The following is a 16137-nucleotide window of genomic DNA, read 5'->3' on the forward strand; positions in this document are numbered from 1 at the left end:
GGACATATGGAAAAAAGAATTTTATTGGATATTCGGAATTTTTCGATCTCCTTCACGCAATATGAGACGGGGCTTCGTCAAAGAGAGTTGACGGTGATCCGGGATTTGAACGTTCGGATAAGAGAAGGCGAGTTGGTCGCTGTGGTAGGCTCCAGCGGCTCCGGAAAGAGCTTGCTGGCTCATGGGATTTTGGGGATTCTTCCTTATAATAGCCATTGCCAGGGGGAGATTTTTTATCAGGGAGAACCATTGACCAAGAAACGGCTGAAAACGCTGCGGGGAAAAGAGATTGTCCTAGTTCCCCAGAGCGTGGCCTATCTGGACCCGTTGATGAAGGTGGGAGCGCAGGTAAGCTCTTCAAAGAAAGATCAGAAAAGCCGAATGCGGGAGCTGTTCCATCAGGTGGGGCTGCCTGAGGGAACGGAAGAGAAGTACCCCTTTGAGCTTTCCGGCGGTATGGCTAGGAGGGTTCTTGTCTCGACTTCCCGTATGGGAACGCCGCGGCTTGTGATTGCCGACGAGCCGACGCCAGGAATGCATTTGGCGGCGGCTAAGCAGACCATGCAGGCGTTTCGAGATATGGCGAATAACGGAGCGGGTGTTTTACTGATCACCCATGATTTGGAATTGGCGGTGGAGACGGCGGATCGGATCGTAGTTTTTTATGCTGGCGAGACGTTGGAAGAAGAACCAGCGTCGGCTTTTCAAAAAGAGGAAACATTATGCCACCCATATACAAAAGCGCTTTGGAGGGCCATGCCGTCCCATGGATTTCAGGCGGAGCCGGGCAGTCAACCTTATGGAGAGACACGGCCGGATGGATGCGTCTATGGGCCGCGGTGTCCTATATTTAGCGGGATATGCCAAAGGAAAATCCCAATAATTTCAGTGGGAGACGGGATGGTACGATGCGTGAAGTGTAAAGATGTGGCCAGAGAGAGGGGAACTTCGTGATTTTAGAGGCGAAAAAGATTTCGTTCCGCTATGCAGAAGCGGAGCGGAAAATATGGAACGATTTTTCTTTAAAAATAGAAAGCGGAGAACGGGTCGGGCTTTTTGCGCCGAGTGGGTTTGGGAAAACAACCCTTTGTAAGATTTTGGCTGGCTATGAAAAGCCGGAGAGCGGGGAAGTCCTGCTGGATGGAAAGCCGTTGGATTTGTTTCGAGACTACTGTCCGGTGCAGATGATTTGGCAGCACCCGGAATATGCCGTGAATCCGAGACTGCGGATGGAAGAAGTGCTTCGGGATGGCGATCAGGTGGAAGAGCGCGTGATTCGTGGCCTGGGGATTGAGGATGGCTGGCGAGAACGGTTTCCAGCGGAACTTTCCGGCGGAGAGCTTCAGCGATTTTGTATTGCAAGGGCGTTGGGAAAGCGGACAAAGTTTCTGATGGCGGATGAGATTAGTACGATGTTGGATTTGATTACCCAGAGTCAGATTTGGAAATTTTTGATGCGGGAAACGGAAGAACGGGGAATTGGTTTGCTCTGTGTCAGCCACAGTGTGGAGCTGTTAGAAAAGGTGTGCACCCGTCTTGTGATGTTGGATGAAGGAAAAGGCGTGTAAGCTGGAAAACAATAGAGCAAAAGATCATGGATGATCTGGAAACATGTTTTTATGTCGAGAATTTTTGAGAGAAAACACTTGACTATCTGGTATTTGTATTATATACTTACAAAGTATTCCAAATATAGACATTGATTTTGCGCCGGATCGTACGATCAACCTCTTATGGATGGTACGTTCGGTGCATTTGTTTTATTATGGGTACAATAAAAAGATGGAGGTACCCAAATGAGCAAAGGTACTGTAAAATGGTTTAACTCAGAAAAAGGCTACGGCTTTATTACAGATGAGGAAAATGGAAGCGATCTGTTCGTTCATTTTTCCGCGATTGTGGGAGAAGGCTTTAAGACACTGAACGAAGGGCAGTCGGTTTCCTTTGACGTAGAACCGGATCCGAAGAACAGCAACAAATTTAGAGCTGTCAATGTAACCGCGATCTAACAAGACCAAAGAGCTGTTCCCAACAGAAATGTTGAGGACAGCTCTTTTCTTTCTTTCATAGGAAATTCCAAAGAAATTTTTCTATTTGCATCCACACGATTTCGGCGGCTGATCAAAGCTGGGGTTGTACGCGTAGAAGTTTTTGGTTTCGATATTTTCTTTGGCATTGCGCAGGGTTTCGCCAAATCTCTGGAAGTGGACGATTTCCCGTTCTCTCAGGAAACGGATCGGGTCGCAGATTTCCGGGTCATGGATGGTGCGCAAAATGTTGTCGTAGGTTGCACGCGCTTTTTGCTCTGCTGCCATGTCTTCCACCAAGTCGGCGATAATGTCGCCTTTGCTCTGGAATTCACAGGCATTGAACGGGATTCCTCCGGCAGCCTGCGGCCAGATACCGGTGGTGTGGTCGATATAGTAAGGACCAAAGCCAGAAGCTTCGATTTCTTCCATGGTCAAGTTGCGAGTCAGCTGATGGATGATGGCCGCGATGATTTCCATGTGGGCCAATTCTTCAGTACCGATATCGGTCAGGGTTCCTTTTGCCATCGCAAAGGGCATGGAGTAGCGTTGGGATAGATACCGCATGGAAGCGCTGATTTCACCATCCGGTCCTCCGGGTGGCAAAATAAGAGAATGCGCACATACCTTTGCCAAGGAAAAGGAGATCATTTAAATACTTTTAAAAAAGCTTTTTGGGAAATGGAATGAAAGAAAGGGGCAGATTATTTTCAGAGAAAAGCGAAAAACACCTTGAATTTAAGGCGACACTTGGCTGTATTTGATCAAAATATATAAAATTAGGGAGGGTTTATGTATCTAGATGAGCAATGCTTGACAGGGGAATAATTTTTCTTTACACTAATACTCAAAGCGTTTTTGTTCATTCCTTTTCCTGTTCTAAAGGGAGGTCGGGTTACTCGGAACGCCAGGCCGCAGAGACGCTGATGGGAAAGAGCACACTCTTTCTATATCCTCCCAAAGGATGACGCCTTGCGAAGTCGGTCGCAGGGCGTCTTATTTTTTATCCTATAATTTGGGTGTCCGGAGATCTCTGTGTGGAAAGTATCGGAATATTTTGTAGAGTTTCGGAGCGAGTACTTCTAGGATTTCGTAAATTTGTGAAAAGCATTCACAAAAATAAGAAACTCGCTGCGCTCAGACAGTCTTATTTTTGTTCATAAGACAAATTCCCGAAATCTAAGAAGTACTAACGCTTCTGCAAATACAAAATATTCCGACACGTTTCCCACAGAGCCCTTCTGACACCCGAATCCCTATAGGATAAAAAGTGATCCGCTAAGAATGCGTACGTGCGGCAGCGCGTTCTGCCAGCTGTATTTTACGCTCCTTTGAAAGTTGGTGAAGCAGAAGGGGCGGGCCGTAGACGCAGGAAACCTGGGAAGGGCGTGCGGAAAGTTCTTTTTTCATCGGCGATCTCCTTTTATGGAAGGTATTATTTATTTATTTATTTATTTTATGGCGCATCAAGAGATTTAGTAGATGGAACTGTAAAAACTCCTTTTTTGATACTTGAATTTTACATAGAAGAAGAAAAAAAGAAATAGGATAAAAGAAAAAGGTGGTGCAGCTTTGACGGCAGCAGCCTATATCCGGGTTTCCACGGAAGATCAGACAGAATATTCGCCGGCAAGTCAGCGGAAAAAGATAGACGAGTATGTACAGTCCAGAGGGATTGTACTCCCTGAGGAGTATATATTTGTTGACGAGGGGATCAGCGGCAGAAAAGCCGAAAAACGGCCCGCTTTTATGCGTATGATTGCGATGGCCAGGCAGAAACCTCGTCCCTTTGATCAGATTCTGGTCTGGAAATTTTCACGGTTTGCCAGAAACCGTCAGGATAGTATTCTGTATAAGTCCATGCTGAAAAAAGAATGCGGGATCGAAGTGGTATCCATCACGGAACCGTTGGGGCATGATCCTTCTTCCGTTTTGATGGAAGCTCTTTTGGAGGCCATGGATGAGTATTATTCCATTAATTTAGCGCAGGAAGTTCGCCGGGGAATGAATGAAAAATTTTCCAGAGGAGGGACGGTGACGCCGCCGCCCTTTGGCTATCGAATGGGAGAGGAAGGCGTGGTTCCGGATGAGCGGGAAGCTTCTATCGTGCGGGCCATGTTTGAAGCTTACCGGGATGGAGCCAGCTGCAGGGAAATTGTGGAAGTGCTGAATCAGAAAAACATTCGGACGATCCGAGGGAATCCGTGGGATAGCCGCGGCGTACGGTATGTGCTGGGCAACCCATTTTATGCGGGGAAGCAGAGGCGAAGTAAAGTGGGAAGAAAAGCGGAAGACCGCTACCGAAGTGGAGCGGAATTTGCCGTGGTGGAAGGAAATCATCGTGCGATCCTATCGGAAGAATTATTCCTTGAAGTGCAAGAGCAGCTGATGCGCAGGGGAAAACAGGAACCGCGAAAGATGAGCGAATACCCACTGCAAGGGTTGGTTCGTTGTGGAAGCTGCGGGCGGGTTTTGACAAGAACCGCGGGCGGGACGGCACTCCAATGCCCTGGATACAGCAGGGGAAGCTGTGGAAAGTCCCATTTTGTTTCTATGAAATCTTTGGAAGGCGCGGTATGGAGACAGATGGCCTTGGATTGGGAAGAGGCGGCAGAAGGTTTCGCGAGGAAAAAAGAAAAAAACCGTATTCTTCGGGCCTGGATTGGGGAGATTATTTATGATGCGAAAGATCGATCTTTTGTCATTCGCTATCGGGCCTAGGCGCAAAAATTCTCTCATTCTGCCATCCGGTCCTCCGTACTGCGACATGATATACTGGGCGATCTTCGGGTTGGTCTGCGTGATTTTTACCGGGTATTGCAACCGTTTTTCATATCTCCACATTAGCACATCCCTCCTTCCCAAGGCCATGGATCGTCGGTCCAGGACCAGCCGTCAGCGGCACGGTCTTCCGTAAACATTAACGGTCCGACGGTAGTTACGTATTCGCGATAAAATTGTTCGTAGGCATCGCGTACCTGCTGGTAGTAGGCAAGGGCTTCTGCGTCATCCGGATGGGTATCCAAATATAAGACTACATCGTCCACGGCAAAGCCATATTCATAGATTTTTTTCATCAATGGATTCATCTGCATGGAGCGCCACAACCTCCTCCCACCATCCAAGGATAATCAAGATCCTGGAAGATCGTACCGACCATCAGTGCATGATCAACGTCATAGATATTTTGCCATCTCTGCCACGGTACGTAGGTCATACCAACCGGGAAACTATCGATACAATCCGGTAAAACCGGCATTTCCGGGGTACGCGGCATAGGTCTTACATTGCAGCCAGGCATTGGCATTTCTGGTTTATTGGCACAGCCACAGGTTCCTTGGGGCTGGCGGTTACGGCCACAGCCAGCGGCTGCCGGTCCCTGGGGCTGAGGACGCCGGCATCCGCAATCTTGGTTGCGGCGGCGCATGGAATAGTCAGGGGAATAGCTCAAGGTTCATTCTCCTTTCAGCATCCTATTTATTTTTTAGGATATCCTATGGCAGGGACTGGCAGAAGGTGCTTGATTACTTCAATATGACAAGGGCACACGCTGTCCTGACTGTGTGTGCCCTTATCAATAGAACGTTATGGTTGATGGATGATGTCCTCTTTTTCATCATAGGGAGGAACAAAAGAATAGACATCCCGGTAGGATTCGTATTCCTCCATAGTGACAGGGGCAGCTGGGATCAGTCCGGTGCAGTCCGTGATGCTGGCTGCCTGCAAGGTTTCCTGGCTGATCCGGTATTTTTTGTCGGAATCCCGTGTGTTTTTCATAAAATTACCTCCTTTGTTTTTCGTAAAAGCGTATGCCTTTCGTTGATAAAAGCGTGTTTATTCCTGACAATGAAAGATGCTTCTTTCTCTTTTAGCTTAAGCGAAAATGTAGGAAATAAACGTGGACAGCAATGGGAATCCTGTGCTATAATGCCTAACATGTGTAGGAATTGTGAATTCGGAGGATAACCGAGAAGAGGATTTGGGTAAAAATGGATAAAAAAATGCGAGTGGCGCAGGCAGCCTTGCGGTTGACCGATTGGTATTTGGAGCATGCCAGGGCGTTGCCGTGGAGGGAGAATCCTTCTCCATACCGGATTTGGATCTCGGAAATTATGCTTCAGCAGACTCGGATTGAGGCGGTAAAGCCATATTTTGATCGTTTTTTGGCAGCTTTGCCGGACGTCCGCTCCCTGGCGGAAGCATCGGAGGAGACGGTGCTAAAGCTCTGGGAGGGATTGGGCTACTATAGCCGGGCCAGAAATTTGCAAAAGGCAGCGCGGTTGTGCATGGAAAAATATGGCGGTGAGCTGCCGAGATCTTACCAGGATCTTTTAACACTTCCTGGGATCGGAAATTATACGGCGGGCGCCATTGCATCGATTGCCTGGAAGGAGCGGGTGCCTGCTGTAGATGGAAATGTACTGCGGGTTTTGGCGCGGCTTTGTGCGGACGGAGAGGATATTACGAGGCAAGCGGTAAAGCGGGCGGCGGAGGAGCTATTGATCGCCTGCTTGCCGGAGGAGAATCCAGGTTCCTTTAACGAAGGCATTATGGAGCTTGGAGAGACGATTTGTCTCCCCAATGGCGCGCCTCTTTGCATGCTTTGTCCTCTGCGGGAACTTTGCTTGGCGTTTGAACAAGGAAGCGTGGAAAAATATCCGGTAAAGGCGGCAAAAAAGCCACGCAGAATCGAAGATCGAACCGTTTTCCTGATTGAGGTAGGACGGAACGTGGCAATCCGAAAAAGACCGGACACCGGACTCTTGGCTGGGCTTTATGAGTTGCCGTCTAAAGAAGGACATCTGACAGCCGTGGAGGTGAGGGACTGGCTTACAGAGCAGAAAGCCGCTGTGACGGCGGTGGAGACGCTAAGGAAAGCAAAACATATTTTTTCCCATGTGGAATGGCACATGGTTGGATATCGAATTCAATTGGAGAAAGAACTAGCCGGAGATTGGATCTATGTCCCGCGGGAGGAGGTACGGGAGGTTTACCCTCTTCCTACGGCTCTCAAGGCGTATGCGGAATATTGGAATTCATGAGGGGGCTACCGATGAGAAAGAAGCTTTTATTTGTTTACAATCCTCACGCGGGGAAATCAAAAATTCGAGGAAAAGTATCCGATATTTTAAGTTGCTTTATCCGTGCAGGATATGTGGTCGAGGTCTATGTGACCCAGGCGGCGATGGAAGCCACAGAAGTGGTAAAAAAACGGGGAGGACGTTTTCAGAGAATCGTCTGCAGCGGAGGGGACGGTACGCTGAACGAGGTAATCAGCGGATTGATGCAGCTGCCTCCGGAGAAAAGGCCGATTCTTGGATACATTCCGGCTGGCACCACCAATGATTTTGCACGTAGTCTAAAATTGCCCACCGATATGGTGAAAGCGGCGCAGGTCGCGGTAAAGGGAGAAGAGTTTCCCATTGATATCGGATGTGCAAATCAGTCTTATTTTACGTATGTCTATGGATTTGGCGCTTTTACAGAGGTGTCTTATGAAACGCCTCAGGAAATGAAAAAAGTTTTAGGGCATCAGGCCTATATTTTAGAAGGGGCAAAAAGCCTGATGACTTTGAAACCTCACCATATGAAGATCACATGGGAAGATCAAACGATAGAAGATGAATTTTTGTTTGGCAGTGTCAGCAATTCCTACAGTGTGGCTGGAATGAAGGGCTTGTGGGGAAAAGAAATTCGGCTAAACGATGGAGCGTTTGAAGTGACTCTTGTGCGGCAGCCGCAGAATGTGTTGGAATGGCCGGAGTTGATGGCGGCATTGATTACAAAGGGCGGAAAATCTCCTTCGATCATTCAATTTAAAGCGAAGCAAATTCATTTTTCATCGCCGGAGGAGGTTCGGTGGGTTAAAGATGGAGAATTTGCCGGTTCCTGGCAGGAAGTCGACATCGAAAATCTGCATTTACCCCTGACGATTGTCAAAAACGCCTAATTTTAAAAAAAAATTAGGGAAAAATCCCGGTTCTTGTATTTACTTTTTTCACATTCTCTTGTATAATCAAAGTTCAGAGTATATAGCCCGGAGTAGGAGCTTTGATCAGATCGAAAGAGAGACGCTCCCGTTCGAGCTATTCGGCGTTTGTGGAAAGGATGTGCACAGTGGAAAAAGACAATTTCGTTGAGAACTTGAAAAAACTGGTCGAGCTGGGGAAATCCAAAAATAGCACGTTGGATATCAATGATATCAACGACTTTTTTGCCGGCGTGACATTGTCAGAAGAACAACTGGAAAACATCTACACTTATCTGGAAAATCAGAACATCGACGTACTGCGTGTGATGACGGATGAGCCGACCCCGATGGAGACCATTCTGGAAGAAGAGGACGACTTTATTATGGGGGAGGAAGAAGAGGAAGAGATTGACTTGGACGCCATCGATCTCCTGGACGGAATTGGTACCGAGGACCCGGTACGGATGTACCTGAAAGAGATTGGCACCGTTCCTCTTTTAACCGCAGAGGAAGAGCTGGAATTGGCAAAGCGAAAATCAGAGGGCGATGTGGAGGCAAAGGAGCGTCTGATCGAAGCGAATCTGCGTCTGGTCGTCAGCATTGCCAAACGATATACGGGCCGCGGTATGAGCTTTCTGGATTTGGTACAGGAAGGAAACTTGGGTCTGATTAAAGGCGTTGAGAAATTTGACTATACGAAGGGATATAAGCTGAGTACTTATGCGACCTGGTGGATTCGCCAATCCGTGACCAGAGCGCTGGCGGACCAGGCGCGTACCATCCGTGTTCCGGTACATATGGTGGAGACCATCAATAAGATGTCGAAGATGCAGAGAAAGCTGACGCTGGAGCTGGGCTATGAGCCTTCGGTGGCGGAGTTGGCGGCTGCTTTAGATATGTCCGAGGAAAAGGTGATGGAGATCATGCAGATCGCCCGTGAGCCGGCTTCTCTGGAAACTCCGATTGGCGAAGAAGATGATTCCAATCTGGGGGATTTTGTCGCAGACAGCAACGCGGTTACTCCGGAAGGAAATGTGGAATCCGTCATGCTGCGGGAGCACATCGACGTGTTGCTCGATGATTTGAAAGACCGGGAGAAGCAAGTGGTGATTCTGCGCTTTGGCCTGGAAGATGGACATCCCCGGACTTTGGAAGAAGTGGGAAAAGAATTTAATGTAACCAGAGAGCGAATTCGTCAGATCGAGGCGAAGGCTCTGCGGAAGCTGAGAAATCCTGTCCGCAGCAAGAGAATTCGCGATTTTCTGTAAATGGTAGATAGCGGTATTCGTAGAATACAAAAAGGCGGCAGATGCATTCTGCCGCCTTTTAAACATTTCTTTGCGAGAGTTTCAGCGTAAGACGATGCAAAGCTGTCATTTCTCTTAAATATGAGTTTAGTTTTCTTCTTCCTCTTTCTGGGCCGTATAGACCTGACGCTTCATCGCCATCTCGTCGCTGGCCAGATACTCGTCGTAGGTCGTGATCTTATCAATCAATTTCCCATTTACCAGCTCCATGATTCGGTTGGCGGTTGTCTGGACGATCTGGTGATCCCTGGAAGAGAAGAGCATGACGCCGGGGAATTTGATCATTCCGTTATTCAACGCAGTGATGGACTCCATGTCCAGGTGGTTGGTCGGCTCGTCAAAGAGCAGGACGTTGGCGCCGGAGATCATCATCTTGGAGAGCATACAGCGAACCCGCTCGCCTCCGGAAAGCACATTGATCTTTTTCACGCCGTCCTCCCCGGCAAAAAGCATCCGTCCCAGGAAACCGCGGACATAGGTGACATCCTTGATCGGAGAATAGCCGGTCAGCCACTCAGTGATGCTGAGATCCTGCTTGAACTCCTCGGTGCTGTCTTTGGGGAAGTAAGCCTGACTGGTGGTCACGCCCCACTTGTAAGTCCCTTCGTCGGGTTCCAGTTCCCCGGTCAAAATCTGGAAGAGAATGGTTTTCGCCAGCTCGTCGGAACCGACGAGGGCTACTTTGTCTTCATGACCCAGGATAAAAGAAACGTCGTCCAGAACCTTGACGCCTTCGATGGTCTTTGTCAGGTGGCTGACTTCCAGCACCTCGTTTCCGATGGAGCGCTCCGGACGAAAATCGATATAGGGATATTTCCGGCTGGAAGGCTTGATCTCATCCAACTCAATTTTTTCCAGGGCGCGCTTTCTGGACGTGGCCTGTTTGGACTTGGAAGCGTTGGCCGAGAACCGCTGGATAAATTCCTGCAATTCTTTGATCTTTTCTTCCTTCTTCTTATTGGCCTCTTTCATCTGGCGGATCATCAGCTGGCTGGACTCGTACCAGAAATCATAGTTTCCGGCATAGAGCTGAATTTTGCCATAGTCGATATCCGCAATCTGGGTGCAGACTTTATTCAGGAAATAGCGGTCATGGGAGACCACAATCACCGTGTTTTCAAAGTTGATCAAAAATTCTTCCAGCCAGGCGATGGCCGCCAGGTCCAAGTGGTTGGTCGGCTCGTCAAGAAGCAGGATATCCGGATTGCCAAAGAGCGCCTGGGCCAGCAAAACTTTTACCTTTTCGCTGCCGTTCAGCTCCCGCATTTGCTTGTAGTGAAGTTCCGTGTCGATTCCAAGGCCGTTCAAGAGGGTGGCGGCGTCTGACTCTGCTTCCCAGCCGTTCATACCGGCAAATTCTGTTTCCAGTTCGCTGGCGCGGATACCGTCCTCGTCGGTAAAATCTTCCTTGGCGTAGAGCGCGTCCTTTTCTTTCATGATTTCCACCAGGCGGGCATTTCCCAGCATAACCACGTCCAGGACGGTTTGGTCTTCGTATTGGAAATGATCCTGCTTCAGGAAAGAAAGCCGTTCGCCGGGGGTGATGATGATTTCTCCCTTGGTTGGCTCCAGTTCTCCGGTCAGAATCCGAAGGAAAGTGGATTTTCCGGCTCCGTTGGCGCCGATCAGGCCGTAGCAGTGGCCGGGGACAAATTTGACGTTTACATCTTCAAACAATGCGGATTTTCCAAACCGCAGAGTGACATTACTGGCTTGTATCATAAGAGTGTTTCCTTTCTGATCTTCATTAAAAGTTTTCTGGATAGAGACCGGCTTTTTTCATATCCGCAATGGCACGCTCAACCAAAGGTTTATCTTCTTTATAGGTAACCCCGTACCACTTGTCTGCGGTCTTTAGGACCTGTACGGTGGCTTTTTGTTCTTCCAAAAGTTCATGGACGACCGTTGGGATATAATATTCACATTTCAGCGGGTTTTCTTTTATGCCCTGTTCTAAAAAGGCGGCAAAGCGTTCTTCCGTTTCCCGCAGAAAGTTTTGGGAGAAGCCCCACATGTTCATGGAGACTGTCGTATCCGGCGGTAGTTTTGCCCAGGAAGCCCCGTCGTCCTCCGTATAAGCCGGGACCCCATCCTTCCACGCGATATGGGTATGCTCCACAATATCTGTCAAGTATCCCTGTTCGTTGATCGCGCATACCCCGCGCGCTACATGGCCATTTTCTGTCAGCGTATTTTTCAGTTGATAACCGCTCATGGCAAAGTGATACGTAAGGTCGTCTTCATATTCGGTCAGGTAACGATATAGGTCTCGGAAGGCCTGCTTTCCATAATAGTCATCTGCATTGATTGCGGCAAAGGGGCCTTTTACCTCCTTTCGGCAGCTGAGAAGCGCATGGGCAGTTCCCCAGGGCTTGACGCGGCCTTCCGGAACCCTAAAACCGTCCGGTAAGTCGGTAAGTTTCTGAAAAACGTAAGCCACTTCCATGGTTTTTGCCACCCGGTCCCCGATGACACGTTGAAATTCCTGCTGGAATTCTTCTTTTATAATAAAAACGACCTTTTCAAATCCAGCTTCCCTGGCGTCAAACACCGAGAAGTCCATGATGATGTGTCCCTGCGGGTCTACCGGGTCAATCTGTTTTAATCCACCATAACGGCTTCCCATTCCAGCGGCCATAATGACCAGACACGGTTTTTCCATAGAAAGCACCTCCTAAACGTACGTATCGTATCCTTACAGAGTTTAGCATTTTCTGAAGAAAATGTCAAAATGAAATCACGTATTTCTGCCATTTTTACTGGGAATCCTGGAAAATGAGACTTGGGAGAAAAGAAAAATAGAAAAAAAGAAGGACTTTTTTTATCCTGCGCATGTTTCAAAAAAAATCGGCCATACTAGAGCCATGGAATGATTTGTGCTGCTTGAGGCGGCATGTTTGGAAGTGTGAAAGAAAGGAAGCAAGAGACATGATGCAGGGAAAAGCAAGCATTCGTTTTCAAAATCCTCCTCATATTCTGGGAACGGGTTCTGTTGCCGGAGAAAAAGAAGGGCAAGGGCCGCTGGGAAAATTGTTTGACGCGATTGAGACAGATCCGATGTGCGGCCAGGACAATTGGGAAGCAGCGGAGAGCCACTTACAGTCGAAAGCAGCGGAGATTGCGATGAAGAATGCAGGCTGTGTCAGCGCGGATATTCGTTATCTCTTTGCCGGCGATCTCTTAGGACAGTTGATCGCTACCTCTTTTGGCCTGAAAAATTTAGAGATCCCAATGTTTGGGTTATATGGGGCCTGTTCCACCATGGGCGAGGCAATGAGCTTGGCAGCCATGGCGGTGGACGCTGGATATGCGGATAAAACGATGGCTTTGGCATCCAGCCACTTCGCTTCCGCGGAGAAGCAGTTTCGCTTTCCCCTGGCCTATGGAAATCAGCGTCCCTATTCAGCTACCTGGACGGTTACCGGTTGTGGAGCTGTGGTGTTGGGAAAAAATGGAGGAAAAGTGCGCATTACCGGTATTACAACGGGAAAAATCGTAGATTTGGGTGTGAAAGATTCCATGAATATGGGAGCTGCGATGGCTCCGGCCGCCGCGGATCTGGTGATGCAAAACTTGATTGATTTTGATGTGACTCCGGAATACTACGATAAAGTAATTACCGGGGATCTGGGGACCATCGGACAGCGGGCCATGTTGGATTTGCTGAAGGAAGAAGGCGTGAACCTGGAAGGGTATCATATGGACTGTGGAATCGAGATTTTTGATCCGGACAATCAGGATACCCATGCCGGCGGAAGCGGCTGTGGATGTTCTGCTTTGACTCTTTGCGGGAAGATTGTGAAAGAGATTGCTTCTGGACATTGGAGAAGAGTGCTCTTTATTCCTACCGGGGCGCTTCTGTCCCAGACCAGCTTTAATGAGGGGCAGACCATACCCGGAATTGCTCATGGTGTGATTTTGGAAAGGGTGTGAGACAATGGATTTTGTAAAAGCATTTTTGATCGGCGGTCTGATTTGTGGACTGGTACAAATTTTGATGGATAAGACCAAGTTGATGCCGGGACGGATTATGGTACTGTTGGTGGTGACAGGTGCAATTCTGGGAGCCGTAGGCGTTTACCAACCGTTTCTGGAATGGGCAGGATCCGGTGCGGGCGTTCCCCTTCTTGGTTTTGGAAACACCTTGTGGAAAGGCGTGAAAGAAGGCATCGGTGAGAAAGGGCTTTTGGGGCTTTTTACCGGCGGCCTTACCGCCAGCGCGGCGGGTATCTGCGCAGCCTTAGTGTTTGGATTTTTGGGCGCGTTGATTTTTAAACCTAAAATGAAGAAATAAGAGCCGGCTGGATATGCAGGAAAGCCTGTCTGGCTCATTATTGGTAAATAAATCCGTTATATTTCAAGTAAGCGTCTGCTAAGCAGGCCTTGCTTTTAATATAAATGAAGGCTGCCTCCGAGGGATAAAACGAGTTCATCGGGTATAGGCAGCCTTTTTTGCAGAAAGGAGAAAGATAGATGCCGTTTGAATTGCCCCCATATCATGAGCCAGATTTTACAGAAGAATGTTTTTTGCACGCGCCTAATGCCAGTTACGAAGCCGTCCAAAAGGACGGGGTAGCGCCGGAAAATTATCATAGTACGTCCATGTACCCGGAATATTTTAAAATAGACGGAGAATGGCGTTTAGCAAAGGAAAGTCGGATGGACGCTTGCGTGGTGCTCCGTGAAAATGGAGAATTGGCTGTCGTCGAGGCTAGAAATCTAAAAAAGGGAGACCTGGTAATGTTGGGTAGAACAGAACTGGGGGAAGAAGGGATTTATCTCCATTGCCATGGGTTTCGGGAGGAAGCGCCCCGGATTGCAGATCAGTTCGTGTTTCGCCAAAGAAGGAGCAGAGAGACTTCCTATGCCCGCGATTATGATAAATTGATCGAACTTTTACAGTATGAAAAAGAGCATGGGACCATTCTTTGGGTCATGGGGCCAGCCTTTGCCTTTGACGCGGACGCGAGAGCGGCGATGCAAGCGTTGATCGAGCACGGATACGCGGACGGGATGATGGCAGGAAATGCGCTGGCGACGCACGATTTGGAAGGCGCGCTTTTTCACACTGCGCTGGGACAGGATATCTATACGCAAAAATCTTATCCGGGCGGCCATTATCACCATCTGGATATCTGCAATAAAGTCAGACGGTGCGGGTCGATTTCCCAATTTATTGAGGCATATCAATTAACAGATGGCATTCTCTGCAGCTGTGTCAAAAATCAGATACCTTTGGTTTTGGCAGGTTCCATTCGGGACGACGGTCCCCTTCCGGAGGTGATTGCGGACGTCTATCAAGCGGCGGACGCCATGAGAGGGCTGGTGCGAAAAGCAACCACTGTGATCTGTCTGGCTACTATGCTTCATACCATTGCAACCGGAAATATGACGCCGTCCTTTCGCGTATTGGAAGACGGAACCATTCGCCCGGTCTACCTCTATACGGTAGACGCCGACGAATTTGTGGTAAACAAGTTGTTGGATCGCGGCAGCCTGTGCGCCACGACCATGGTGACAAATGTCCATGATTTTATTACCCGGATTGCGCGGGGGTTAGGAGTGATGTCGTAGGATTCTGGTGTCAAAAGGCCCCTTGTGAAAGTATATCCGAATATTTTGTAGGGTTTCGGAGCAAGTACTTCTAGGATTCCGTAAAATTGTAAAAAGCATGAACGAAAATAAGAAACTCGCTGCGCTCAGACAGTCTTATTTTCGTTCATAATACAAATTCCCGGAATCGAAGAAGTACTAACGCTCCTGCAAATACAAAATATTCGGATATACTTTTATACAGGGCCTTTTGACGCTGGAATCCTCATGGGCAGGAAACCTTTTTATTTTTCCAGTCGGAGAAACTTCCCTGCCTCCGCCAGGATTTCCTGTGCCCGTGTGAATTCATGCCAATAAAGCAGAAAGCCGTGCATCAGACCGGGAGCGCGGATGTGGGTCACGGTATTTCCTGCTTCCTCTAGTTTTTTTGTAAAGACCTCCCCATCCTCCCGCAAAGGATCAAACTCGGCGGTTACGGATAAGGTTCTGGGAAGTCCTGTGAGGTCGGATGCTTTCCCAGGAAAACGATAAGGGTCCATGGGATCGACGCCGGATGGTGTGTAGAGATCTTCGCATAGGCGCAGCATCGGTTTGGGGAGGACGTATTCTCCCCCGCCGAAAAGACGGACGGATTCGGACTCGTCGATGGAAACGCAGCCGTAAGTTCCGTAAAAGAGCAGCTGGTTTTGGAGCAACGGTCCTTTTTTATCCCGACTCATCAGAGAAAGGGCGGCGCTGAGATTGGCGCCGGCGCTGTCTCCGGCGGTGGAAAGGCGGTTCGCGTCTCCGCCGATGCTGGAAGCGTTTTGAAAGGCCCAGCAAAGAGCGGAATAAGCGTCGTTTACAGCGGCCGGATAGGGAAACTCCGGAGCCAGGCGGTAGCCCACCGAGATCACTAGGCAGCATCCTGATTTGGCCAGCATCCGGCATAGAGAATCATGGCTGGCAAGATTGTGCATGATAAAACCGCCGCCGTGGAAGTAGAGCAGGATCGGGAGATCCGCACGCTCTTCTGGCCAGTAAAGACGAATGGGAAGTTGACCTTCCGGGGTTGAAATCCATCGCTCTTCCGTGCGGTAAATATCCGTGCGCGTGATTTTATCATGGAAAGCGGCGTCCGCATTCCTTCTCATTTGATCCACGGTGACTGGGCCGGGATTTTTTTTCTCCGCCGCTTTTTTTCTGGCATAGAAGGCGGCTACCTGGGGGTCTAAAGGCATATCGCTTCTCCTTTTTCTGGTTTCATAGGAAATTCCGTTGGAATTTCCTATGAAACTAA

The 16137-nt window shown here is 48.8% G+C and carries 18 protein-coding genes and 1 pseudogene; 10 read left to right on the forward strand and 9 right to left on the reverse strand.

The features are described from left to right. Nucleotides 1-6: 6 nt before the first annotated feature. The 3 genes from ACCC71_RS02955 (at nucleotide 7) to ACCC71_RS02965 (ending at nucleotide 2009) form a co-directional block, all read left to right on the forward strand. Nucleotides 7-954, forward strand: coding sequence for an ATP-binding cassette domain-containing protein (locus tag ACCC71_RS02955; protein WP_434310944.1), 948 nt, complete (start codon nucleotides 7-9; stop codon nucleotides 952-954). After that, nucleotides 951-1568 (forward strand): ABC transporter ATP-binding protein, encoded by a 618-nt coding sequence (locus ACCC71_RS02960; RefSeq protein WP_434310945.1) that lies wholly within the window; start codon nucleotides 951-953, stop codon nucleotides 1566-1568. The genes ACCC71_RS02955 and ACCC71_RS02960 overlap by 4 nt, the downstream gene beginning before the upstream one ends. Nucleotides 1569-1796: 228 nt before the next feature. Next, nucleotides 1797-2009: a cold-shock protein gene (locus tag ACCC71_RS02965; protein WP_434310946.1), complete on the forward strand. Its 213-nt coding sequence runs from the start codon at nucleotides 1797-1799 to the stop codon at nucleotides 2007-2009. An 81-nt stretch (nucleotides 2010-2090) separates the two neighbouring features. Here the strand turns inward: ACCC71_RS02965 and ACCC71_RS02970 are convergent, their stop codons facing one another. Together ACCC71_RS02970 and ACCC71_RS02975 are read right to left on the reverse strand one after the other, a co-directional pair. Continuing rightward, nucleotides 2091-2678, reverse strand: a complete 588-nt coding sequence (locus tag ACCC71_RS02970; protein WP_434310947.1) for a manganese catalase family protein — start codon at nucleotides 2676-2678, stop codon at nucleotides 2091-2093. Nucleotides 2679-3305: 627 nt separating this feature from the next. After that, on the reverse strand, nucleotides 3306-3437 hold the full coding sequence (locus tag ACCC71_RS02975) for a hypothetical protein (RefSeq protein WP_434310948.1): 132 nt from the start codon (nucleotides 3435-3437) through the stop codon (nucleotides 3306-3308). Between the two features lie 162 nt (nucleotides 3438-3599). Here ACCC71_RS02975 and ACCC71_RS02980 point away from each other — a divergent pair, with 162 nt between their 5' ends. Beyond that, the gene (locus tag ACCC71_RS02980) at nucleotides 3600-4748 is read left to right on the forward strand and encodes a recombinase family protein (protein ID WP_434310949.1); all 1149 of its coding nucleotides are present in this window, start codon (nucleotides 3600-3602) and stop codon (nucleotides 4746-4748) included. On the opposite strand, the pseudogene ACCC71_RS02985 reads toward ACCC71_RS02980, so the two are convergent. The 4 genes and pseudogenes from ACCC71_RS02985 to ACCC71_RS03000 all read right to left on the reverse strand — a co-directional run. After that, nucleotides 4749-4871, reverse strand: a pseudogene (locus tag ACCC71_RS02985) (manganese catalase family protein); the annotation flags it as partial. Beyond that, the gene (locus ACCC71_RS02990; protein WP_434310950.1) at nucleotides 4871-5122 is read right to left on the reverse strand and encodes a spore coat protein CotJB; all 252 of its coding nucleotides are present in this window, start codon (nucleotides 5120-5122) and stop codon (nucleotides 4871-4873) included. The gene ACCC71_RS02990 and the pseudogene ACCC71_RS02985, both read right to left, overlap by 1 nt. Next, entirely contained in the window at nucleotides 5113-5478 is a 366-nt protein-coding gene (locus tag ACCC71_RS02995) for a spore coat associated protein CotJA (protein WP_434310951.1), read from the reverse strand. The genes ACCC71_RS02990 and ACCC71_RS02995 overlap by 10 nt, the downstream gene beginning before the upstream one ends. A 134-nt stretch (nucleotides 5479-5612) precedes the next feature. Further along, a complete protein-coding gene (locus ACCC71_RS03000) occupies nucleotides 5613-5804 on the reverse strand; it encodes a hypothetical protein (RefSeq protein WP_434310952.1) in 192 nt (63 codons plus the stop codon). 212 nt (nucleotides 5805-6016) lie between these two features. Between ACCC71_RS03000 and mutY the strand changes: the two genes are divergently transcribed. The 3 genes from mutY (at nucleotide 6017) to rpoD (ending at nucleotide 9266) form a co-directional block, all read left to right on the forward strand. Continuing rightward, nucleotides 6017-7069, forward strand: coding sequence for an A/G-specific adenine glycosylase (gene mutY / locus ACCC71_RS03005; protein ID WP_434310953.1), 1053 nt, complete (start codon nucleotides 6017-6019; stop codon nucleotides 7067-7069). An 11-nt stretch (nucleotides 7070-7080) separates the two neighbouring features. Then, on the forward strand, nucleotides 7081-7977 hold the full coding sequence (locus ACCC71_RS03010; protein ID WP_434310954.1) for a diacylglycerol/lipid kinase family protein: 897 nt from the start codon (nucleotides 7081-7083) through the stop codon (nucleotides 7975-7977). Between the two features lie 167 nt (nucleotides 7978-8144). Next, nucleotides 8145-9266, forward strand: a complete 1122-nt coding sequence (rpoD, locus tag ACCC71_RS03015) for an RNA polymerase sigma factor RpoD (RefSeq protein WP_434310955.1) — start codon at nucleotides 8145-8147, stop codon at nucleotides 9264-9266. Nucleotides 9267-9392: 126 nt separating this feature from the next. On the opposite strand, the gene ACCC71_RS03020 is transcribed toward rpoD, so the two are convergent. Then, the gene (locus tag ACCC71_RS03020) at nucleotides 9393-11027 is read right to left on the reverse strand and encodes an ABC-F family ATP-binding cassette domain-containing protein (protein WP_434310956.1); all 1635 of its coding nucleotides are present in this window, start codon (nucleotides 11025-11027) and stop codon (nucleotides 9393-9395) included. A gap of 25 nt (nucleotides 11028-11052) precedes the next feature. Beyond that, nucleotides 11053-11967 carry a nucleotidyltransferase family protein gene (locus ACCC71_RS03025; RefSeq protein WP_434310957.1) on the reverse strand — a complete coding sequence of 305 codons (915 nt, stop codon included), beginning with the start codon at nucleotides 11965-11967 and terminating at the stop codon, nucleotides 11053-11055. Between the two features lie 266 nt (nucleotides 11968-12233). Between ACCC71_RS03025 and spoVAD the strand changes: the two genes are divergently transcribed. The 3 genes from spoVAD (at nucleotide 12234) to ACCC71_RS03040 (ending at nucleotide 14879) form a co-directional block, all read left to right on the forward strand. Beyond that, complete coding sequence (spoVAD, locus tag ACCC71_RS03030) at nucleotides 12234-13238, forward strand: stage V sporulation protein AD (protein ID WP_434310958.1); 1005 nt, start codon at nucleotides 12234-12236, stop codon at nucleotides 13236-13238. A gap of 4 nt (nucleotides 13239-13242) precedes the next feature. Further along, a complete protein-coding gene (locus ACCC71_RS03035; protein WP_434310959.1) occupies nucleotides 13243-13599 on the forward strand; it encodes a SpoVA/SpoVAEb family sporulation membrane protein in 357 nt (118 codons plus the stop codon). A gap of 179 nt (nucleotides 13600-13778) precedes the next feature. Next, on the forward strand, nucleotides 13779-14879 hold the full coding sequence (locus ACCC71_RS03040; protein WP_434310960.1) for a hypothetical protein: 1101 nt from the start codon (nucleotides 13779-13781) through the stop codon (nucleotides 14877-14879). A 263-nt stretch (nucleotides 14880-15142) separates the two neighbouring features. Here the strand turns inward: ACCC71_RS03040 and ACCC71_RS03045 are convergent, their stop codons facing one another. Beyond that, nucleotides 15143-16078 (reverse strand): alpha/beta hydrolase, encoded by a 936-nt coding sequence (locus ACCC71_RS03045; protein ID WP_434310961.1) that lies wholly within the window; start codon nucleotides 16076-16078, stop codon nucleotides 15143-15145. Nucleotides 16079-16137: the final 59 nt, after the last annotated feature.

It is taken from the genome of Hominifimenecus sp. rT4P-3 (assembly GCF_051055405.1).
Classification (GTDB): domain Bacteria; phylum Bacillota; class Clostridia; order Lachnospirales; family Lachnospiraceae; genus Pseudolachnospira.